15 protein-coding genes are annotated in these 21844 nt (G+C 69.0%); 9 read left to right on the forward strand and 6 right to left on the reverse strand.

Annotated elements, in window-relative coordinates; genetic code table 11:
• Positions 1-112 precede the first annotated feature (112 nt).
• Positions 113-1201, forward strand: a complete 1089-nt coding sequence (locus ACIA75_RS02600) for a DUF4185 domain-containing protein (RefSeq protein ID WP_397099127.1) — start codon at positions 113-115, stop codon at positions 1199-1201.
• A 343-nt stretch (positions 1202-1544) separates the two neighbouring features.
• Here ACIA75_RS02600 and ACIA75_RS02605 read toward each other — a convergent pair whose 3' ends face one another.
• The gene (locus ACIA75_RS02605; RefSeq protein ID WP_397099129.1) at positions 1545-3998 is read right to left on the reverse strand and encodes a VanW family protein; all 2454 of its coding nucleotides are present in this window, start codon (positions 3996-3998) and stop codon (positions 1545-1547) included.
• Between the two features lie 340 nt (positions 3999-4338).
• Here ACIA75_RS02605 and gnd point away from each other — a divergent pair, with 340 nt between their 5' ends.
• Entirely contained in the window at positions 4339-5370 is a 1032-nt protein-coding gene (gene gnd, locus ACIA75_RS02610; RefSeq protein WP_397099131.1) for a phosphogluconate dehydrogenase (NAD(+)-dependent, decarboxylating), read from the forward strand.
• A 72-nt stretch (positions 5371-5442) separates the two neighbouring features.
• On the opposite strand, the gene ACIA75_RS02615 is transcribed toward gnd, so the two are convergent.
• Complete coding sequence (locus tag ACIA75_RS02615; RefSeq protein ID WP_397099133.1) at positions 5443-6735, reverse strand: acetyl-CoA C-acetyltransferase; 1293 nt, start codon at positions 6733-6735, stop codon at positions 5443-5445.
• A gap of 266 nt (positions 6736-7001) precedes the next feature.
• Here ACIA75_RS02615 and ACIA75_RS02620 point away from each other — a divergent pair, with 266 nt between their 5' ends.
• Together ACIA75_RS02620 and ACIA75_RS02625 are read left to right on the forward strand one after the other, a co-directional pair.
• Complete coding sequence (locus ACIA75_RS02620) at positions 7002-8360, forward strand: 3-oxoacyl-ACP reductase (protein WP_397099136.1); 1359 nt, start codon at positions 7002-7004, stop codon at positions 8358-8360.
• On the forward strand, positions 8360-9226 hold the full coding sequence (locus tag ACIA75_RS02625) for a MaoC family dehydratase (protein ID WP_397100863.1): 867 nt from the start codon (positions 8360-8362) through the stop codon (positions 9224-9226). Before ACIA75_RS02620 ends, ACIA75_RS02625 begins: the two co-directional genes overlap by 1 nt.
• A 69-nt stretch (positions 9227-9295) precedes the next feature.
• On the opposite strand, the gene ACIA75_RS02630 is transcribed toward ACIA75_RS02625, so the two are convergent.
• Positions 9296-10474: a DUF3068 domain-containing protein gene (locus tag ACIA75_RS02630; protein ID WP_397099138.1), complete on the reverse strand. Its 1179-nt coding sequence runs from the start codon at positions 10472-10474 to the stop codon at positions 9296-9298.
• A 469-nt stretch (positions 10475-10943) separates the two neighbouring features.
• On the opposite strand from ACIA75_RS02630, the gene ACIA75_RS02635 reads away from it, so the two are divergent.
• On the forward strand, positions 10944-12029 hold the full coding sequence (locus ACIA75_RS02635) for an acyltransferase family protein (RefSeq protein WP_397100865.1): 1086 nt from the start codon (positions 10944-10946) through the stop codon (positions 12027-12029).
• 24 nt (positions 12030-12053) lie between these two features.
• Here ACIA75_RS02635 and ACIA75_RS02640 read toward each other — a convergent pair whose 3' ends face one another.
• The 3 genes from ACIA75_RS02640 to ACIA75_RS02650 all read right to left on the reverse strand — a co-directional run bounded on the left by ACIA75_RS02640 (position 12054) and on the right by ACIA75_RS02650 (position 15321).
• Positions 12054-13220, reverse strand: coding sequence for a DUF5685 family protein (locus ACIA75_RS02640; RefSeq protein WP_397100867.1), 1167 nt, complete (start codon positions 13218-13220; stop codon positions 12054-12056).
• A gap of 125 nt (positions 13221-13345) precedes the next feature.
• Positions 13346-13969 carry a TetR/AcrR family transcriptional regulator gene (locus ACIA75_RS02645; protein ID WP_397099139.1) on the reverse strand — a complete coding sequence of 208 codons (624 nt, stop codon included), beginning with the start codon at positions 13967-13969 and terminating at the stop codon, positions 13346-13348.
• Between the two features lie 182 nt (positions 13970-14151).
• Positions 14152-15321, reverse strand: a complete 1170-nt coding sequence (locus ACIA75_RS02650) for a glycoside hydrolase family 3 N-terminal domain-containing protein (protein ID WP_397099141.1) — start codon at positions 15319-15321, stop codon at positions 14152-14154.
• Between the two features lie 104 nt (positions 15322-15425).
• On the opposite strand from ACIA75_RS02650, the gene ACIA75_RS02655 reads away from it, so the two are divergent.
• The 4 genes from ACIA75_RS02655 (at position 15426) to ACIA75_RS02670 (ending at position 21816) form a co-directional block, all read left to right on the forward strand.
• Positions 15426-15938, forward strand: a complete 513-nt coding sequence (locus ACIA75_RS02655) for a universal stress protein (RefSeq protein WP_397099143.1) — start codon at positions 15426-15428, stop codon at positions 15936-15938.
• Positions 15939-16009: 71 nt separating this feature from the next.
• On the forward strand, positions 16010-17113 hold the full coding sequence (locus tag ACIA75_RS02660) for an isochorismate synthase MenF (RefSeq protein WP_397099145.1): 1104 nt from the start codon (positions 16010-16012) through the stop codon (positions 17111-17113).
• Positions 17114-17320: 207 nt separating this feature from the next.
• Complete coding sequence (locus tag ACIA75_RS02665) at positions 17321-17491, forward strand: DUF2613 domain-containing protein (RefSeq protein WP_397099147.1); 171 nt, start codon at positions 17321-17323, stop codon at positions 17489-17491.
• A 119-nt stretch (positions 17492-17610) separates the two neighbouring features.
• Entirely contained in the window at positions 17611-21816 is a 4206-nt protein-coding gene (locus ACIA75_RS02670) for an alpha-(1->3)-arabinofuranosyltransferase (protein WP_397100869.1), read from the forward strand.
• Positions 21817-21844: the final 28 nt, after the last annotated feature.

The raw sequence follows: 21844 nt of genomic DNA on the forward strand, positions 1-21844 counted from the left end.
ATAAGGTGGCGCCGAAGTTCGGCCGCAACAGGCCCGGCCGAACTTCGGCACAGGGGTGGTGCAACATCTAAGCTGTCGTCCAGACCGCGCCGCCCCCAGGAGGACCCCGAGAATGAGTCGCCCGCTGTCTGTACTTGTGCGCGCCGGAATCGTGGGCGCCACCGCCGCGCTCGTCCTGGCCGGGCCGTCCGTGGCCGACCCGAACAATGTGAACCCGATCCCCGGGCTCAACGGGGAGCCCCGCGGACTGCCGGTACTGCCTGGCGACACCCAGGCCGTTTTCCAGGTCACGGGGATGGACAGTCCGAACAAGACCCAGCAGGTCAATGTACTGGGTACCGACCTAGGGGTCATGTGGGACGACGGGGCCGGCACCCTGCTGACCGCCTTCGGCGATTCCGCGGGCCTCGGCTTCCCGAATATCCTGGCCGGCAGTGCATGGGCGTGGAGCAGCAATGTGGTGTTCTTCAGCCATACCAAAGACCCGTCCCAGGGCATCATCTTCGACGGCTCGGTCTCGAACCCGCTGCCCAGCCCGAAGATTCCCGGTATCGAGATCAGTTTGATCCCCACCGCCGGTATCGCGGTGGGCGGCGTGCAGTACATGAGCATGATGTCGGTGAAGGAGTGGGGCGACCACGGCAAGTGGACCACCAACTTCTCCACCCTCGCATCCTCCGGCGACGGCGGCCGGACGTGGGTTCAGCTGCCCACCACCCGCCGGGCGAATGTGGACGGGCACGAACGTTTCCAGCAGAACGCGTTCGTGAAGAACGCCGGTTATGTGTACCGGTACGGCACGCCGGCCGGGCGCGCAAACCCCGGGTTCATCTCCCGCGTCCGCGAAGCCGAAATCGCGAATCTCGACGCCTACGAGTACTGGGACGGGCGCGGCTGGAAGGCGAACGACGCCAAGGCCGCCGCACCCATCGTCGAGGGCGTAGCCGAATTGTCGGTGCAGTGGAACGACCACCTGCGCAAGTTCGTCATGCTGACGACGGATCCGTTCAATTCGGTTGTGCTGCGCACCGCAGACTCCCCGGAAGGCCCGTGGAGCCCGGCCCGGGTGCTGGTGGAAGCGGCTTCGCTGCCGACGGCCTACGCACCGATGATCTTCCCGTATCAAACGGGCAGCGACCTGTACTTCATGCTCACGGTGCACCGGCAGTACAACGTACTGCTGATGCGCACACCGCTGTGATTCCGGCACGCCGGCGCATCCGGTAGGCGACCGGACTCACCACCAGGCCCGTCGTGCAGCCGGGCAGCTTCCGAAACCCCTAGGGCTCGGCTCGGGTGAGCGACGCCCCGAGCGCTCCCTTGTCGCGGGCGGTGCTCGGCAGTAGCAGCGGCGCTGACCGCACAGGATCGGCTCCGGCCATCCAACCTGGATGTGCCGGCCCGGGACCCGGAATTCCGCTGTCACGGAGCAAATACTTGCACCCACCCGCACACCGGATCGAGCGGCGGGGCTTCGTCGGCGAGGATCACAGTCGCGTTGGGAAAGCCGGAGTCACCGGGGAAGCTCGGGCGCCCGGGTAGGTTCAACGGCTCCCCGCGCGGTTACCGGGGCGACTTCCTTCGTTGCCGCTGCTCGGTACCGCTGTCGGTGCCGGTGTGTCCTCGGGCTTGTCCTCGTCCGATTTCTCCTCGTCCGGTGACACGCACTTCACCTCGGGCACCGGATCGTATTTCACCGTCCGCGTGTGCCGTGAAACTTCCTGGCCCGTATTGATATCCGTGATCACCCGGGTATCGGAGATCGTGAAACCCGGAGCGCCCGTGGAGGCGATGCAGTCGTCACCCTTGGGCAGCGTGAGGGTCTCCGGTTCGGTCGGCTTGGTTTTCTCGCCCGTGATGGATTCGACGTTCACAGTCTTGGTGCCCCAGATCCGGACCGTCACCTCGGAGCTGTCCGCGAAGGCCTGGATGTACAGGCCGTGCGGGCTGTTGTTGCGGAACTGCAGGTCGATGGCGCCGTCGAACACCGTCGCTTCCCGGGCCGCCGGGTAGCGGGAGATGTAGTAGCTGTGCTCCGTATGGCCGGCATCCTCGAGCCCGGCGAAATACGCGGCGTTGTACAGGGTGGTCGCGAACTGGCTGATCCCGCCGCCGACCGCCATGCTCGGGCGGCCGTGGTCGATGATCCCGGATTCCACGTAGCCCTCGGCGGCACCGCGGTGACCGGTGTGCCCGTTGAGCGAGAAGGTGTCGCCGGGTTTGACGACAGCGCCGTTCACCTCTTGTGCGACCGTACGGATGTTCACACCCGACGGACCGGAGAAACCGCTGGTGGTGAACTCACCCATCACCTCGGTGATGCCGAGCGACTCCGCGGCCTGGGTGGTGAGCTTGGGTTCGATCCGTTCGTAGATCGCGGCGGTGGTGCGCTGGGGACCGGCCGCGGCCAGCATCGCCGGCAGCTGTTCGAGCGATTTCGGCCAGTTGATCTTGTCGCCGATCACCGCGGGAACCACGGTAGGCGCCCCGGCGAAGGTGAACGTCGCGTCCTTCGGTTCCACCTCGGTCGAGACGAGTTGCGGAGCGAGCAGATCCTGGGCCACCTTGTGGTCGAATTCGACGCGCAGCCCACCGTGACCGTCCGGTACGAAACTCACGATGGCGGCGATCTGCTCCGGGTTCAGGGTCGCACCGGCCGAGCCCTTGCCCGAATAGGTCACCGGTGCGCTCACCGCCGGTTCGGCGATCTGGTGCAGCGCCTGTTCGATGGCGTCGCGCCGGACCGCGGGCGGTGCCGGGGTGACGGGCAGGTCCAGTGTGCTCGCCGTCGCCCACTGGTCGGTGAGCACGGTCCGGGCGGCGGCCAGGTCCAGGACCCGGCCCGGAGTCGGGTTCACCGCGACCGGCCGGGTGCCCTCGAACGCGATACCGCCCTCCACCGCGGGCTGATCGTGTACCCGCAGCTCGTCGAACGTACGGGTGAGCGCGGCTTCGTCGACCGTGCTGGCCACCGTGACCTCGCGGGTGGCGACGAAGGACAGCAGCCGGGACGCGGGGTTGAGCGGCTGGCCGCCGACCCGCTCCCAGGTGGCTTCCCAGTCCACGCCCAGACCCGCGGCGCTGGGCACCAGCTGGGTCTGCACATCGGCGATCTTCACCGGCACCGCTTCGCCGGCGCGGGGGTCGAGTGTGCTCTGCAGCTTCGCGCGGGCCTCGTCCTTGTCCATACCGCCGATCGCAATCCCGGCGACCTCGACGCCGCGCGGAATTTTGCCGGACGTCATCATCAGGTCCGCGATATAACCCACCAGCGCGATGCCGAACACCACGGCTGCCACCAGCAGCACTCGCCGGGCGGTCGCGGAATCGCGCAGCCGGGCACGGGGGCCGGGGCGGCCGTCGTTGCCGTCGTCCCCACCGGAGCCGCCCGACCCACCGGGACGCGGGCCCCGGGGCGGTGCCGGCGGAACCGAGCCGCCCTGGGCGAGGACATCGGTGGCCGCCGTGGGCTCGGAGTATGCGGGCTGGGCCGCGGAGCCCTCGGCCAGGCGCCGGGTGAGGTCCGCGGAATCGAAGACTTCCGTCGGGGCGTCGTTGTCGAGGCCCGCGGCCGAATAGGCGCCTGCGGACGAGGCGGGAATATTCGGACGCGGCAGCTGCTGGGTCGCGAAATCCGAGCCGGCCGGATCACCGGGGACCGGACCCGGGTATGCGGCGGCCGGCGGCTGGGCACCGCGAGAGACAGCGTGGGTGGGGCCGGAGGTTTGGGCGGGAGCACCGGCGGATACTGAACCTGGGGAGGGTTCCGGCTGATTCGGTGCGGGCGCCGGAGACGCAGCAGCGGGCGGGCCGGCGGGCGGGTTCAACCACGAGCTGCCGCCGCGCCAACCGGGCGCGACGGTATCCGCCGGATTCGCTGGTGCGGGCGGTTGCGGTGCGCGGCCGGCGCCGAGCGGCTGTTGTGGGCCGCCGTCCACCGGCTGCTGGTGGCCGGGGTCGTGTCTGTCGCCGCGGTCGGTGTTCGATTCGCCGCTCACGAACCGTCCTCCCCACTCGATATGTCCGGGGACCCGCGGGTGCGAGCCTTCGCCAACGATAGTTGTCCGAACTGTAATCTTCAGTGCCTGATCGATCACAGCTGCGCCATCGGGTGGCCGATGCAGCGGCGCAATTGAGACAATGCCCGGTTGGGGCCCGGACAGCAAAGTGGCCCCGTGTAGTCGCCGGGTCGGGGGTCAGGCGAATACACGGAGCCAACCGGTATATCGACGCCGAGGACAGGTCGTTACACCCTTCTCCACAGAAATTCGTCCGCGGCCGGGCACAATCGACTACGACGTGCGATCCGGACTCCTACCCAGGAAAAGGGGACGTGACATGCAGTTGGGCATGATCGGGCTCGGCCGGATGGGCGCCAATATCGTGCGGCGCATCGTCGCCGCCGGGCATACCGCGGTGGGATGTGAACGCCACCCGGACGTCATCACCGACCTCACCACCGAGCTCGGCGACGGTTTCCGCGGCAGCACCGATCTGACGGAATTCCTCGCGATGCTCGACACCCCCCGGGTGGTGTGGGTGATGATCCCGGCCGGCGCGACCGGCAAGGTCGTGGACCAACTGGCCGAACTGCTCGAACCCGGCGATATCGTGATCGACGGTGGCAACAGCCGCTACCACGACGATATCGCCCGGGCCGCGAAACTGAGCCCGCTCGGCATCCACTATCTCGATATCGGGACCTCCGGCGGAGTCTTCGGCCGCGAGCGCGGCTTCTGCCTGATGATCGGCGGCGAGACGGACCCGGTGCGGCAGGTGGAACCGCTGCTGCGCGCGATCGCACCCGGAGTCGAGGCCGCACCCCGGACGCCGGGACGAGACGGTGAACCCGGTCAGGCCGAGCAGGGGTATCTGCACTGCGGACCGGCGGGGGCCGGGCATTTCGTGAAGATGGTGCACAACGGCATCGAGTACGGAGTGATGGCCGCGTACGCGGAGGGGCTCAACATCCTGCACAAGGCCGACTACGGCAACCGGGCCGCGAGCGAGTTCTCGGCCGAGGAAACCCCGCTCGAACATCCCGAGTACTACCGCTACGACATCGATATCGCGGAGGTCACCGAGGTGTGGCGGCGTGGGTCGGTGGTGGCGTCGTGGCTCTTGGACCTGACCGCGGCGCAGCTGCACGCCGACCCGAACCTGGACTCGTTCGGTGGCCGGGTCTCGGATTCGGGTGAGGGCCGCTGGACCCTGGACGCCGCGGTCGATATCGGGGTGCCGGCGCCGGTGCTCTCCGCTGCCCTGTTTCAGCGCTTCGCCTCACGCGGGGAATCGGAGTACGCCGGCAAAACCCTCTCGGCCATGCGCGAAGCCTTCGGCGGGCACCACGAACTCCCCGGCGAGGGGTAAGCAGAACCGAGTCCGTCGAACGGCGTCGAAGCCGCCCCGGCGCCCCGGCCCCTCGACCGGGGCGCCGACGTCTCAGCGTTCGATGATGGCGACCACGCCCTGGCCACCGGCGGCGCAGATGGAGATCAGCGCGCGGCCCGAGCCCTTTTCGGCCAGCAGCTTGGCGGTCTGGGCGACGATACGGCCGCCCGTGGCCGCGAACGGGTGCCCGGCGGCGAGCGAGGAACCGTTCACGTTCAGTTTGGTGCGGTCGATCGATCCGAGGGCGCCGTCGAGGCCCAGCCGCTCCTTGCAGTACTGGTCGGACTCCCACGCCTGCAGGGTCGCCAGCACCACCGACGCGAACGCCTCGTGGATCTCGTAGTAGTCGAAATCCTGCAGGGTCAGGCCGTTGCGGGCGAGCAGCCGCGGCACCGCGTAGGTGGGGGCCATCAGCAGACCGTCGGGGCCGTGGATGTAATCGACGGCGGCGACTTCACTGTCCACCAGGTGGGCGAGCACCGGCAGATTGCGTTCGGCGGCCCATTCCTCACTGGACAGCAGTACCGCCGAGGCGCCGTCGGTGAGCGGCGTGGAGTTACCCGCTGTCATGGTGGCATCGCCGAGCTTCACGCCGAACACGGGTTTGAGCGTGGCCAGCTTCTCGATCGAGGAGTTGGGGCGCAGGTTGTCGTCCCGCGTCAGCCCGAGGAACGGGGTGACCAGATCGTCGAAGAAACCGCGCTCGTAGGCGGCGGCCATGTTCTTGTGCGACAGGTAGGCCAGTTCGTCCTGCGCCTCGCGGGCGACGCCGAATTCCTTCGCGGTGATCGCCGCGTGTTCCCCCATGGACAGGCCGGTGCGCGGTTCGGCATTCCGCGGGATCTCGATACCGACCATGCCCGGGCGCAGCTGGCCCACCAGCTTGAGGCGTTCGGCATTGGTGCGGGCGCGGTTGATGTTCAGCATCCATTCGCGCATCCGCTCGCTGACGCCGATCGGGGCGTCGGAGGTGGTATCGGTGCCACCGCCGATCCCGGCCTCGATCCGGCCGGCCGCGATGGCGTCACCGACGGTGACGACGGCCTGCAGCCCGGTTCCGCAGGCCAGCTGCAGATCATGGGCGGGGGTGTAGGGGCTGAGCCGGCTGCCGAGCACGCTCTCCCGGATCATGCCGTGTTCGCCGACCCGCTTGAGGACGGCGCCACCGGCCACCATGCCCAGGCGTTCGCCCTGCAGGCCGAACCGGCTCACCAGGCCGTCCAGGGTGGCGGTGAACATGTCCTGGTTGGAGGCATGCGCGTAGGCCTTGTCGGAACGGGCGAACGGGATGCGGTTGCCGCCGAGGATGGCGACCGGACGGGTCGGACGGGGTGTGGTGGTCACTCGGGTCTCCCAGGTGTCGAGTCGGCGAGATGATCGGGTGTTTCGGGACTCCGGGTGGCGGTACCCGGCCGCCGCGGCGGACGCCCGCCCGCGATCGGTTTACGATAAACTTACTCCGGAGTAAGTTCAATGTCGACACCTCCTCCGGCGACTGTGGGCCGGATAACCTCGCGGCCTGGCCTTTGCGCAGGTCAAGGCCATCGAGGCAGCCCGCCGGGCGGTCGCCGGTACCGACACCACATCGAGCAACAGAAAAGGTGGGAACAGTGGCAGCCAAGAGCAAGGGCGCACCCAACCTCTACGGATCGTTCGTCAATTCCGCGCCGGGCGGGTTCCTCGCGAACAAGCTGGGCCTGCCGAAGCCGGAGAAGCTCCGGCGCTATGCCGCCGGCGAGCCCGCCCTTCCCGGGCCGGTGCTGCTCGGCGGTAAGGGCCGCGTCGCCGAACCGCTGCGCGCGCTGCTGACCGGCGACTACACCTTCGCCGATTCGCTGACCTCCGGCACCAAGTACGGCGCGCTCGTATTCGACGCCACCGGTATCGGCAGCGTCGAGGACCTCTCGCAGCTGTTCGAATTCTTCCAGCCGGCCATGCGCAGCATCGCGCCGTCGGGCCGCGTCCTGGTCATCGGCACCACCCCGGAACTCGCGGGCAGCGTCGACGGTCAGATCGCCCAGCGGGCGCTCGAGGGCTTCACCCGCTCGGTCGGTAAAGAACTGTTGCGCGGCGCCACCTCGCAGCTGGTGTACCTGCACCCCGAAGCCGCCCCGGCAGCCACCGGTCTGGCCTCGACACTGCGGTTCGTGCTCTCGGCCAAATCCGCGTTCGTGGACGCCCAGGTGATCCGCGTCGGCAAGGACGACGCAACCGCACCGGCCGACTGGAACCGCCCGCTGGACGGGAAGGTCGCCGTAGTCACCGGTGCCGCTCGCGGTATCGGCGCGACCATCGCCGAGGTTTTCGCCCGCGACGGCGCCACCGTGATCGTCGCCGATATCCCGGCCGCGGGTGAGGCCCTGGCCGCGACCGCGAACAAGGTCGGCGGTACCGCGCTGGCGCTGGACGTCACCGCCCCCGACGCCGCCGAGCGGCTGGCCGAGTTCGCCACCGAACGCTTCGGCGGGATCGACATCATCGTGCACAACGCCGGTATCACCAAGGACAAGCTGCTGGCGAACATGGATGCGGGCCGTTGGAACGCTGTCCTGAACGTGAACCTCGCCGCCCCGCACCGGATCACCCAGGGCCTGGTGGCCTCGGGCGCGCTGAAGGAGGGCGGCCGGGTGATCGACGTGTCCTCCATCGCGGGTATCGCCGGTAACCGCGGGCAGACCAACTACGGCGCCTCCAAGGCCGGTGTCATCGGCATGGTGAATGCCGAGGCGCCCGGCCTGGCCGAGAAGAACATCACGATCAATGCGGTCGCGCCCGGTTTCATCGAAACCGCCATGACCGCGGCGATCCCGCTGGCCACCCGCGAAGGCGGCCGGCTCATGGCCTCGCTCAACCAGGGCGGCGAGACCGTGGATGTCGCCGAGACCATCGCGTACTTCGCCAGCCCGGCGTCGAACGCGGTGAACGGCAATATCGTCCGCGTCTGCGGACAGAGCATGATCGGCGCGTGATGACCGAGACCATTTCGCTCGACACCCCGCCGAAGAACGGCAGCCTGTATGTGAAGGCGGCCCTGGGCGCGGTTCCGCTGCCGTTCGTCTCCGGTCGCAAGCCGGTGATCCCGGACCGCGAGGTCCGGCTCGACGGCCTGCGGGTGGACCCGGAGCATCTCGCCGCGTACTGCCGGGCCACCGGGCTGCGTTTCGGCGATACGCTGCCGCTGACCTACCCGTTCGTCATCACGTTCCCCATGGTGATGAAACTCGTTGTGCAGCGCGATTTCCCGTTCGTCGCCGTGGGCGCGGTGCATGCGGAGAACCTGATCGAACGCACCCGAGATATCTCGGTGAGCGAACCGCTCGATATCACCGCGCATATCGAGAACCTCCGCGAGCACCCCAAAGGCCTGCTGGTGGACGCGATCAGCGAGATCCGGGTGGGGCGCGAACTCGTGTGGCGGCAGGTCACCACATTCCTGCATCAGCAGAAGACGTCGCTGTCGGGCGGCCCCAAACCCGAACCGAAACCGGAAGAGGTCCCGCCGCCACCGCTGCGGACCATGAAGGTGGACCAGCAGACGATCACCCGGTACGCGAACGCCTCCGGCGATCAGAACCCGATCCATACGTCGGCATTGGGTGCCAAGGCGTTCGGATTCCCGCGCGCGATCGCCCACGGTATGTGGTCGGCCGCGGCCATCCTCGCGACCCTCGAAGGCCGGATCCCGGGCCGGACTTCCTATGCCGTGAAGTTCGGCAAACCGGTACTGCTGCCCTCGACCGTGAACATATACGCGGATCAGGTCGCGGACGGCTGGGAACTGGCCATGAAGCATCCGAAGAAGGGATATCCCCACCTCACAGCCACCTTGGGCTGATCGGAGCCCAGAAAAGGGAAGGCTCCCCGGACACGATGTCCGGGGAGCCTTGCCTTTTTGCCTGTGTTCTCAGAGATTCTTGGGCATCCTGATCGTCTCTGTCGGTGCGTCCGCCCCGCTGCTGCGCGGCAGCGTGGTGGTCGGTGCGTCCGAACCCGCGGGGGACGGCGCCGGACCGCCGGGGCGGCTACCGGTCGGGCCGGCGGTGCGAACCGGCCGGCCGGACCCGCCACCCATGAGACCGAGCACGATACCCGCGATCAGGGCGAGGACGCCCACGATGCCGAAGACGATCGGCAGGATACGGCCGAACAGCGACAGCTGGTCGATATTGTCCTTGGCCACCGCGAGCTGCGATTCGACGGTGTCGGTGTCGAACACCATATTCGCCTTGAGCGCGGGCACCTCGGGCTTGTCGGCGGAGCGTGCGTAGAAGATGTTCAGCTGCTCACCGCCCTTGACGATGGTGCCGGTCTGCGGCTCCACCCACACATCGCGGACGTTGCTGTAGAAGCGGGTCATGGTGACCGGCTCCTCGCCGCCCTCGACACCCCACTTCTCCGCGGGCAGGCTCAGCTGGTTGGTCGGGCCCTTGGCGACCTTGGACAGGTCGGTGACCGGGACGTTCTGCCGGAAGTGATAGACCTTGGTGCCGTTGATCTCGGTCTCTTCCTGGAACTCCATATCGGTGGTGGTCCGGGCGAGAACGTCGAAGTACGGGTAGGTCTTCTTCTCGGTGCCGATCGGGAACCGGTACTGCAGGCCGGTGCGGTGCACCGGATCGGCGATGCTCTCGCCCTTGCTGTTGGTGGTCATCGCGATCGAGCCGTTGGGATCGCTGGCCACGGGCTCACCGGTCTTGCGGTCGATGGTGATCCGGTCGACGTAGGCCGTCAGCACACCGGTATCGCCCGATTTGTCGATCCGGCGCAGGGTGTTACCGGCCTGAATCGTCATCTCGTCGGCATCGGACGGGTCTTCGACGGTGAGGAAACGCTGGGAGACGAGCGGAACGTTCTCGTTGACCTCTGCCGAGCGCCCCTCTTCGGTCAGCGATGACGAGTCCAGGACCAGGCTTTCCTGGTCCTTCTGGTTGACCGCGACCGTGGTGATCTCGAGGTCGAGAGGAGTCTTGGCCATTTTGCTGACGGTGTAGGTAGGAATCATCAACGCGGCAACGATCAGCAACGCGCCGAGACCCACGAGCACGCAGGCAACCGTCCTTCTGGTTCCGGCACTCAGTGCCATGCAAAGTCTCCTCGTCGTAGAACACAGGTCGTTCCGCGGGTACAGCGGGGCGCCGCGGCACTCGTGAGCCCTGACACTAACAGCCGGATCGTTACCCGGGCGTTGGCAAGGCCGGAATCCGACCAAATCGCGAGGAGTTTAGCGCGCGGTGTGAAATACCGGCTTCCCCACGACCTGACCGGCCCGGCAGACTGGAAGCCGATGATGCGATACCTCCGCCTTCGCTACGGCCTCCGCCGACCGCATGAATCAGGCCCGAAGGAGGTCCGGTGATGCGATACCTCTGCCTTCGCTACGGCCTCCGCGGACCGCATGAATCGGCTCCGAAGGGTGTCCTGTGACCAGCGGGGCGACCACCGTCGGCCAGGGCCGACCGGCCCACGCGACGGACCGTCCGCACCCGCCTGCGTCATCCGAACCACGGGTGGCGGCCGCGCGTCAACGGTCCTTTCTGCCCGCGCTGGAAGGTATGCGCGGTCTGGCTGCGCTCGGGGTACTGGTCACCCATGTGGCATTCCAGACCGGTACCACCGGCATCCCCGTGCTGGGCCGGCTGCTGGAACGTTTCGATATGGCGGTCGCGGTGTTCTTCGCCCTGTCGGGATTCCTGCTGTGGCGGCCGCACGCGCTCGCCGCACGGGGTCTCGGTGACGCACCCACCGTGGGGCACTATCTGCGGCATCGGGTGGCGCGCATCATGCCCGCCTATTGGGTCGTGGTGTGCGCGGTGCTCATCCTGGTACCGGCCGCCGCCGGTACGGCCGGGCTGCAGGTGTGGTTCTCGAACCTGCTGCTCCTGCAGGTTTTCATACCGCTCACCCTGACCGATGGACTCACCCAGATGTGGAGTCTGTCGGTGGAGGTGGCCTTCTATCTGGTGCTGCCGCTGCTGGCCTGGCTGCTGCACCGCCTGCGTGGCCGGGCGGCCGCCGCGCGGGTCCCGGTCGTGCTGGCCTTGGGGCTGGTCTGCCTGAGCTGGAATTTCATCCCGGTGCCGACCCCGGACGCGATTCACGCCGACAACTGGCTGCCGGCGTATCTGCCGTGGTTCGCGGGCGGGATGCTGCTGGCCGAACTCATCTGCGACGAGCGGCGGGCAGGATGGCGCCGGATCCTCGGCAATCAGCCACTGATGTGGTCGATCGCCGCTGCGGCCTTCGTGTTCTCGGCAACCGATCTGGGTGGGGTCGCCGGGCTGACGCGGGCCGAACCGTGGCAGTACGCGGCGAAGATGGCCCTGGGCGCGGTGGTCGGCTTCGCCTTGCTCGCCCCACTGGTACTGGGACCGGCGGACAAACGCCATCGCTGGCTCACCTCGGCGCCCGCCGCGACGGTCGGACGCTGGTCGTACGGCATCTTCATCTGGCACCTGGCCGTACTGTCGGTGATCTTCCCGGTTTTCGGGATTCTGCCGTTCCACGGCGATTTCCTGGAGGTGCTCGTACTCACCGTCGCCTTCACGTTGCCGATCGCCGCGGCGAGTCACGCACTGGTGGAGGAACCCTGCCGGCAGTGGGCGCGCCGCTTCGACCGGCCCCGCCCGGCGCGGGACTGAGTGCCGCCGCGGGCGATCGCCGGTTCAGCAGGAACAATCGCAGCATCCACAGCAGCAACCGTCTCCGCCACAGCACCCACCGCAATCCGAACAGCAACCGGCGCAGTCACAGCAGTTACTGCAATTGCAGCCCCGGCTCGTCCACGATTTCCGCTGCTCGCCACTGCACGGATTGGTGTGGTCGGCGCAGCAGGCATAACCGGTGCAGTACTGGGTGAGTATCAGCTGGATGGATTCGCCGGCACCGGGGCGGCGGGGCGGGGCGTCCCGGTCGGTGGAGTTGCGGGCACCCGCCGTAGGCCGGATGGACGCGCCGGCCGGGGCAGCGACCACAGCGCCGAGGCGGCGCAATGCGGTAGCGAGCGGGTCCAGAAGGGCCCACCGCAGGGCCGGGACCCGAGTGAGTCCGGCAGTGCGCAGCGATTCGCGCAGCGACCGGTCCGATTCGCGGACGAGGTCGTAGGCCGCGGCGGGTGGCGTGGCGGTGGCCGTGAGCGGGTTGAACCGGTCAGCCGCGGCGTCCGCGGCGTAGTCGGTGAGGGCGTCGGCCAGATGGGCGATCCGGCCGAACTCGGCGCCCGCCGCGCGCAGCGGGCCGGCATTGTCCGGACGTCCCGCCAGCACGGCGGTATGGGCGAAGAATTCGGCGGCGCAGCGGCGACTGGCGACGGTCAGCTCGTCGAGATCGGAACTACCGGACGGACCCGGCGCCGCGGCGATCCGGCGCTCGGTACCGGCCTGCGCCTCGATGGTGGCGACCAGCGGTCCGATATCGAGACCGATCTCCGCCGCGTGGGCATACGCACCCGCCGACCAGTTCGTGGCCACCCGGCGCATGGGCCGGTGCAGCCGCGGGCGGGTGTCACCATCGTCGATATGGTCCTGCACCTTGGCCGAGCCCAGCAGGAGTGACGCGGTGGCGGCGAGCCGGACCGGGGCCGAGGCGCCGACCGGCACGCGCGCTGTCCGCATCCCGCGCAGCGGGCAGGGTCCGGCGGTGCGGCGCGGGGCCGGGGTATCGGCCTGCGCCTCGGTCAGCAGGCTCAGCACGATGGCGTCGGTATTGGTGGCGGCGCGGGCCAGCTGTCCGCCGCCGTCGCGCAGGCCCAGGCACAGGCCGCACATATGGGATTGCCACAGCCCGGGGTCGATACCGTATTTCGCTGCGCCGTGCCGGCACGGCCGCAACATTCCGAACACACTGCCCTCCCCGCGGACGCCGTCCTCCGCGACAGCCCGCTAGTTCGGATAGAAAATACGGAGCATCCGGATACCGCGCAAACCGGCAGAAGACCGTGGCGCCAGGGTAATTCGGACTATTCGCCCGTTTCGGCGCGCTCGCCGGATTCGGGTTTGCGCCCGGACAGACCGCGCCAGGCCAGCGCGTCCAGCAGGTCCACCGCTTCGGCCACATCGATCCGCCCGCTGGCCACAGTATCGGCGATCGCTTCCCCCGCACCGATCACGGCGACCGCGACGATATCGAAATTGGTACCGGGTTCGGCGTGCTTGGCGCTGGACTCCAGGAGTTTGGCGGTCAGTTCGATCACCCGCTGACGGGCGTTCTCGATCTCCGAGGCGAACGCCTGCTGTCCGAGGGCCTGCCGGTAGAGGACCTGCCAGGAGTTGCGGTGGGTGTCGACGAAACCGAGGAACCCCTCCAGCGCCGTGCGCAACTGTTCGTGCGGGCTGAGCAGCGGATTACCGGCCGGGGCGACCGATTCGATGAAACGCATCCCCTCGCGCTGGATGCAGGCGCGGAAGAGTTCGTCCTTGGAGCCGTAGTACAAATACAGCATCGGCTTGGAGATCGCGGCCTCGGCGGCGATAGCATCCATGGAAGTCTCGTGGAAGCCCTTGTGCGAGAAGACTTCGACCGCGGCGTCGAGCATCTGCTGCTCACGCACCGCTCTCGGAAGTCTTTTCGTACCGCCCGCCATCACGTTCTCCTACCGCAGTGAGCCCTTTATATTACTCCAAAGTAAGTTGACCAGGTCCGGAACCACCCCGGCGGCGCACTGACGCCACCGGCACCTCCGAGACTGCCCGGGGAGCTCCGGGTCCATCGATCAGCGCTGCGCCCGGGGCGCGGGCCCTCGGGTGATCACCGCGCGTCAGCAGGTCAGCAGGCGCGGGGGACGCGCTTGTAATCGGCCATCCGCAGCACCGAAGCATCCACCCGGTCCATCGGCAGGCGACCGGCCGCGACCGCGTCCTCCAACTGGTCCAGCACCTGCCCGACAGCATCGGTGCTGATCCACAACGCGTTGTCGGCACCGGCCACCAGAGTGGCCTCGACCGCCTCCTCGATGGACAACCGGTTGGTGATGGCCGCCATGCCGCTGAGGTCATCGGTGAAGATCACGCCGTCGTACGGTGCCGCGCCGTACCCGGAACCCTCCCGCAACAGGGACATGACCTCCGGACTGATACTGGCCGGTACCCCCGGGGTGGTCAGACCGGGCACGTCCAGATGCCCGACCATCACGGCCGAACCGCTGTCGATCAACTCCCGGAACGGCACCAGATCACGGTCCATCAACTCCGGCAGCGGCGCCACCTGGACCGCGCCGAGATGGGAATCGCCGGTCCCGGCACCGTGCCCCGGGAAATGCTTGAGCACCGTGCCCAGGCCGACTTCGTTCATGGCCCGGATATAGGCGTCCGCGTATTCGGTGACCACCGCCGGGTCGTCCGAGAACGAGCGGTCACCGATCACCGAATCGTCGGGCTGCGAGCTCACATCGATATCGGGCGCGAAATCGACCGTGATACCCAGATCGCGCATGGCGCGGGCGCGTTCCAGGGTCGCGTCGTAGAACTCGTCGGCGGTCATCGTCTCCGCCGTCACGCGGGCCGAGGGAGCGGTGCCGATCAGGTCGCCCAGCCGGGATACGCGACCGCCCTCTTCGTCGGTGGTGACCATGAGCGGCACCTTCGCCGCCGCCGTCACCTGCTGCAGCCCGCCGTCGGAGAGCATCGACAGATCGGTCCAGCTACCGACGAAAATGCCGCCGACCTGGTGATCGCGCACCACGGCGAGCGCGTCCTCGGTGCCGGTGACACCGACAGTGAGCAGCTGTGCCAGCTTCTCCCGGGTGCTGAACTGGCCCAGGTACTCGGCGGCGCAGCCGGCTTCCGTCTCGGTCGGCGGTGCGGGCGCGGCGCTTGTCCCGGCCTCCGGTGAAGCACCACCCGGTGTAGAGGTTCCGGGGCTACCACCGTCACCGCCCGAACAGGCGGTAACGATCATGGCGAGCACCGCGAGCAGCACGAACGGCATCTTCCGCATCGTTCGACGGTAGCCGGACCACCACGGCCGGAAAAGCCCGGCTCGGTTTCGGAAGAGAGGTAATCTGGAATCATCCGTCAGGATTCCGCCCCTCGGAGGTCGCCATGCCCTGCGATCTGATGCTCATCGCCTACGACGGTTCCGAACACGCCAAACGCGCGGTCGACTATGCCGGTCGCTTCCTCACCGCCAACCGGGCGATAGTGCTGACCGCCTGGGAGCCGATGGTGCGCCAGGCGGCGCGGATATCGGGAATCTCCGGGATGGTGCAACCGGAATGGGTGCCGGACGAGGAGATGGAGGACATCGCCTACACGACCGCGCGCGAGATCAACGCGGAAGGTGTGCACCTGGCGGGTCTGGCCGGACTGAACGCCGAGGCCCGCACCGAAGAATTCGCGGGCAGCGTCTGGCATGCGATCGTCGAGGTCGCCGACGAACTCGATGTGGACATCATCGTCGCGGGCACCCGCGGCGCCACCGGGTTGCGGGCGCTGGTGCACAGCAGTGTCGCCGATGCCGTACTCAAACACTGCCATCGCCCGGTCTTCCTGGTTCCGCCGGTCCAGCCGGATCGCGCCCGCGAAAACGGGCACAACCAGCGCGCCGGAACCTGACAGCGTCGCCCGGCGCCGCAAGCTGTGCGTGGCCGCACGGGCCCGCCGCGACAGGGCGCTACGGTCGGGATATGACCGGGTTCCTGCTGGCTCGACCCGACAGCGTGGTCCGCGCGACCGGTGTGCGTACCGAATACCGCGATCCGTGGCAGGCCGTCGATGCCGCGCACCGCGGCACGGCGATCGCCGGGGCTCTACCGTTCGACCCGCGGCGCCCGGCCGCACTGATCGAACCCGCCGAACTGGTCCACACCGCGGGCCCGTGGCAACCGGCCGCGCTCCCCGAGCTGCCCCGCATCCGGGTGGTGAGCGAACAGCCCGCCGCGGACGAGCACCGCTCCAGGGTGGCGCGGCTGGTGGAAATTCTCACTGATCCTGCACAGCCGCTGCAGAAAGTGGTGGCCGCGCGGTCGGTGCTGGCCACGGCCGATAGCCCGCTGGACCCCCAGATCCTGGCCGCCTACCTGCTGACCGCGCATCCGCGCGCGAATATCTTCGCGGTGGATCTCACGCCCGCCGGGCAGACCGGCGCGGCCCTGGTGGGCGCGAGCCCGGAGACCCTGGTCCAGCGGACCGGAACCACGGTCACGGTGTTCCCGCTGGCCGGAACACTCCCCCGGCTCCACGACCCCGAAGCGGACGCGGCGCAGGCGGAAAGACTCGCGGCGAGCACGAAAAACCGGGCGGAACACGCGTTCGTCGTCGACTGGATCACCGAGCGGCTGGCCCCGCTCTGCACGCGGCTCACGGTGCCGCCCCACGCGCAGCTGGTGAACACCCGCGAGGTCTGGCATCTGGGCACCCCGATCCACGGTGTACTGCGACAGCCCGCGCCCAGCGCGCTCGAACTCGCGCTGCTGCTGCACCCGACCCCGGCCGTCTGCGGCACCCCCACCGCCCAGGCGCTCGAATACATCACCGGTCACGAGGAGGACCGCGGTTTCTACGGAGGCGCGGCCGGGTGGTGCGAGGCGACCGGCGACGGGTGCTGGGTGGTCGCGATCCGCAGCGCGGAACTGGCGGCCGACCGGCGGTCACTGCGCGCCTACGCCGGTGGGGGCATTGTCGCGGCCTCGGACCCCCAGGAGGAACTGGAGGAGACCACCAGCAAGTTGCGCACGCTGCTCGGTGCACTGTGCACACCGGCGCCGCCGGATCGAGAGGCCGGCTTATGAGCTGCCGGCGCCCGGGTCAGGCGCCGCGCTTCGAAGTTTTGCCGGCACCCGTACCCTGACGCACCCAGCGGCGGCGCCGAGTTCAGCGCGGCTTTCATAGGTTTTGGCCCCTCCGAGAGGGGCCGAAACCCGCGCGCCGAAAAACACAGACCCGGGCGATCCTGCTAGGTTGGCCCCGATACTGCCTGCGTCGAGTTTGGAGCTGCGATGAAGTTTGCTGTCCCCGGTATTGCGAGTGCGGTGGGCGGCGCCCTGCTGGGCGCGATCGCGGTCTTCGCCGTCACCGCCGCGCTGCAGCAGAACACCCGGCCCGAAGTGGACCGCAGCGGTAACGCCGACAGTTCGCTGCTGAACAGCGTCGAATACGGCCAGCGCTGAGTCCCACCTCGACCCCGCCCCGTCCCCGCCAGGTGCCCGCGGCGGGGACTCCGAACGCCTGACCCACGGTGCCCGAGAAGTCCGATCCCGCCGATTCGCCCGGCGCGGCCCCCGCTCCGGTGCCGGAACCACCGCCCGCCGACCGGCTGGGCCCGCGCTGGTTCGCCGGCTCGGCCGTTATCGCTTTCCTGCTCAGTTTCCTGCAGTCCCCCGGGCTCACCGTCGCCGATACCAAATACGACCTGGCCGAGAACCCGCTCGGCTTCCTGGCCCGGGCCGCCCATCTGTGGAGCAGTCAGGCCCCGATGGGACAGGTCCAGAATCAGGCCTACGGCTATTTCTTCCCGCACGGCGCCTTCTTCGCGCTGGGTGATCTCCTCGCCGTACCGGCGTGGGTGACGCAGCGGGTCTGGTGGGCGTTACTGCTGCTCGCCGGGTTCTGGGGCGTGGTCAAACTCTGCGAGACCCTCGGGATCGGCGGGCGCGGTTCGCGGATCATCGCGGCACTCGCCTATGCACTGTCACCCCGGGTGCTGACCACCCTGGGGTCGATCTCCTCGGAAACCCTGCCTATGATGCTGGCGCCGTGGGTGCTGCTCGCGCCCGCCGCGCTGGGCACCGTGTATCGGCGCCGGCGGCGCGGCGGGCTGCGCTCACCGGCCGGCAGCGCGCTGGCCTTGGCGCTGATGGGCGCGGTGAACGCGGTCGCTACGGTCGCGGCCTTCCTGCCCGCATTGCTGTGGTGGGCCAGTTACCGGCCCAACCGGGCCTGGTGGCGGTTCACGCTCGCCTGGGTGCCGCTGCTGGTGCTCGCGGTCGCGTGGTGGGCGGTGCCGCTGCTGCTGCTCGGCCGGGTCAGCCCGCCGTTCCTCGACTACATCGAATCATCGGGGGTGACCACCCAGTGGGCGTCGCTGGGCGAGGTGCTGCGCGGTACCGACAGCTGGACACCGTTCGTCTCGCCGGAACGGATCGCGGGCGCGGTGCTGGTCACCCAGCCGGCCGCCGTACTGGCCACCGGACTCATCGCCGCCGCGGGCATGGCGGGTCTGGCGCTGCGCTCGATGCCCGGGCGCGGGCGGCTGGTGTTCATTCTCTGCGTCGGGTTGACCGGTATCTGCGCGGGCTACGCCGGGCAGCTGGGCGGTCCGTTCGCCGAATCGGTCCGGATCTTCCTCGATTCCGGCGGTGCACCGCTGCGCAATGTGCACAAACTGGAACCGCTGATCCGGCTACCGCTGGTGCTGGGCCTGGCCCAGCTGCTGGCCCGGGTGCCACTACCCGGCTCGGTACGCGCGGGGCAGTGGCGTACGGCCTTCGCCAATCCGCATCGCGACCGCCGGGTCGCGGTGGCGATGCTGATCCTGGCCGCGCTCACCCTGTCCACCTCGCTGGCCTGGACCGGCAAACTCGCCCCGCGCGGCGCCTATGACCAGGTGCCCGCCTACTGGCAGCAGACCGCGGACTGGCTGCGCGACAATGCCGCCGACACCCGGGCGCTGGTGGTGCCGGGGGCGCCGTTCGGCAGCCAGGTGTGGGGCCTGACCCGGGACGAACCCCTGCAGGCGCTCGCCGAGACACCGTGGGCGGTCCGGGACGCCGTGCCGCTGACCCCGCCCGGAACCATCCGGGCCATGGATTCGATCCAGCGTCTCATCGCCGACGGCCGGCCCTCCGCCGGCCTCGCGGCCGCGCTGCGCGGGCAGGGAATCGGCGTGCTGGTGCTGCGCAACGACCTGGACCCGGATACCGCACGGTCGACCCGCCCGCTGCTGGCCCACAGCGCGGTCGAAGGCTCACCGGGGTTGCGGAAGGTCGCCGAATTCGGTGATCCGATCGAACACGGTTCCGGTAGAGACGATTTCGTGGTCGACGCCGATATGCGGCCCGATTACCCAGCGGTCGAGATCTACCGGGTCGACGTTCCACCGCCGGGTACGCCGGTCGAACTGCGCAGCGGGACAGGCGCACCCGCCGACCTGCCCGGTGCCTATACCGTCCCGCTCGCCTCGGTACCGGTGGTACAGGGCGGGCCGGAAGTACTGGAACGACTGCACCGCGACCCCGCGACCTCGCACGAACCGACCCTGATGGCCGCCGACGCCGCCGCCGCGGGGCTACCGGTGGGCCCGGTCACGGTGACCGACACTCCGATGGACCGGGAAACCGACTTCGGCAAGGTCGACAACCACAACTCCGCACTGCGCGCCCCCGACGACGCCCGCCGCACCCACAACCTGGTGCCCGACTACGCGGTCCCGGGCACCGAACCGGCCCGGGGCGAGTGGACGGGAGCCACGGTCACCGCGTCCAGTTCGGCCGCCGACGCCACCCAGATCGGCGGTGTCGCCCCGGGCAATTCGACCGCCGCGATCGTGGACGGTGATCCCACCACGGCCTGGATCAGCAATGCCGGCGAGTACGCACTCGGCCAATGGTTGCGGCTCGATCTGGACCAACCGTTCCGGTCCGGCCTGTTACGTTTCACGACCACTCCCGCCGCCATCGGCGACCCGGTGAAATGGGTGGAGGTGCGCACCAACAACGGCAGCGTTTCCGCCCGGATCACAAAACCCGGCGAGCCGGTGTCGGTCGCCCTGCCGGTGGGGTCGACCGAATGGGTGAAGATCACCGCCCGGCAAACCGAACGCGGAAGTACCGGCGGCCAATTCGGGATCAGCGAACTGAGTATGGACGACTACACGGTGCGTGATGTTCCCGTCCCGGTCGATATCCGGCACCGGACCGTCCTTCCGGACACCCCACCCGGGGCCCCGATCAGCGGCTGGGATCTCGGACAGGAATTCCCCGGCCGCAGCGCATGTTTCGATGCCCCCGACCGGATCCGCTGTGGGAAGGGCCTGGCACTGGCCCCGGAAGAAATGGGTGCGTTCAGCCGGACGCTGTCGGTACCGGCTCCGGTCACGGTCGCTGCACAGCTCACGGTCCGCCCCCGCCAGGGCCCGGCGCTCGAGGCGCTGCTGACCGATCCGGCGCGACCCGTCGCGCGCGGCGAATCCGACGTCGGCGACCTGCGCGGGTCGGCCTTCGCCGCCACCGACGGGGATCCGCGCACCAGCTGGACCGCCCCGGAGGAGACCGTCCGGGACACCAAGGGCCCGAAGCCGACACTGACGATCGAACTCCCGGAACCCACGCTGGTGACGGGGCTGGAACTGACGCCTTCGCTCGGCGGGCTGCCGGCCGCCCCGACCTCGGTCGCGGTGAATCTCGGCAACGGGCCGCAGATACGCGAACTCGACGAGCCCCACGAGGTCTCCCGGATCGATGTGCATCCCACGGTGACCGATCGGATCGAATTGAGTATCCGCAGCTGGGAATCCGTCCTCGATCGCACCGCGTTGGGATACCACCAGGCCCAACCGGCCGGGCTGGCGGAAGTGAACGTGCTGGGTCCGCAGTATCCCGCACCGGCACCGGACGACCGGCTCGTCACGGTCGGCTGCGATATCGGGCCGACCATCGCCGTGGGTGGGCGACTGGTACACACCAGCGTCACCGCCACCGCAGGCGAACTACGCTCCGGCGCACCGGTTCCCGCCCAAGCCTGCCCCGACCCCGGTGCGCTGCCGGCACCGGGCACCGATACGGCCGCCGCCCAACCGGTTTCCCTGCCGGACGGTGAAGTCGATGTTCTGGTCGCGCCGACCGAACTGTTCTTCGTCGACCGGCTGCGCCTGGTGAACACCCAGCCCCCGCCGCCTGCCGCCGATACCGGAGCGCAGCTGGTGACCATGCCGCTCAGCACCAACTCCGGCTGGTCGGCTCATCTCGCAGACGGCCGGGAACTCGAGCCCGTCGTAGTGGACGGCTGGCAACAGGGCTGGCTGTTACCCGCCGGCGCCACCGGGCCGGTCACCGTATCGTTCCCGATCGACAAGTGGTACCGGGTGGCCATATTCGGCGGGCTGCTCCTGCTGATCCCACTGCTGCTCCTGGCGATTCCGCGCGGACCCCGCGGCACTGCCTGCGCACCGGTCCCAACGTGGCGGACGCCCTGGACCCTGGGTGGTCTCGCGCTCACGGGCGCCGCGACGGTCATCGCCGGACCCGTCGGAACCGTACTCACGGTCGCGGGTCTGGCGGTAGTGCGGTTCGTGCCGGGATTGCCACGCCGCGCTCTCACCGCCGTGGCGGGATTCGGCACCGCGCTCTCCGCTGCCGCCCTGTCGACCGGGCCCTGGCGGATGCCCGGCGGCTATATGGGCGACTCGATGTGGGTCCAGGTCCCCGCGCTCGTCGCGGTGATCGCGGTCGGACTGGCGGCGCTGCCGCGGATCACCCAGCGGCCGCCGGACGCATGAGCGGGTCAGGCCCGGAGGCGGTAGCGCA

The organism is Nocardia sp. NPDC051750, from assembly GCF_044453135.1.
Lineage (GTDB): Bacteria > Actinomycetota > Actinomycetes > Mycobacteriales > Mycobacteriaceae > Nocardia.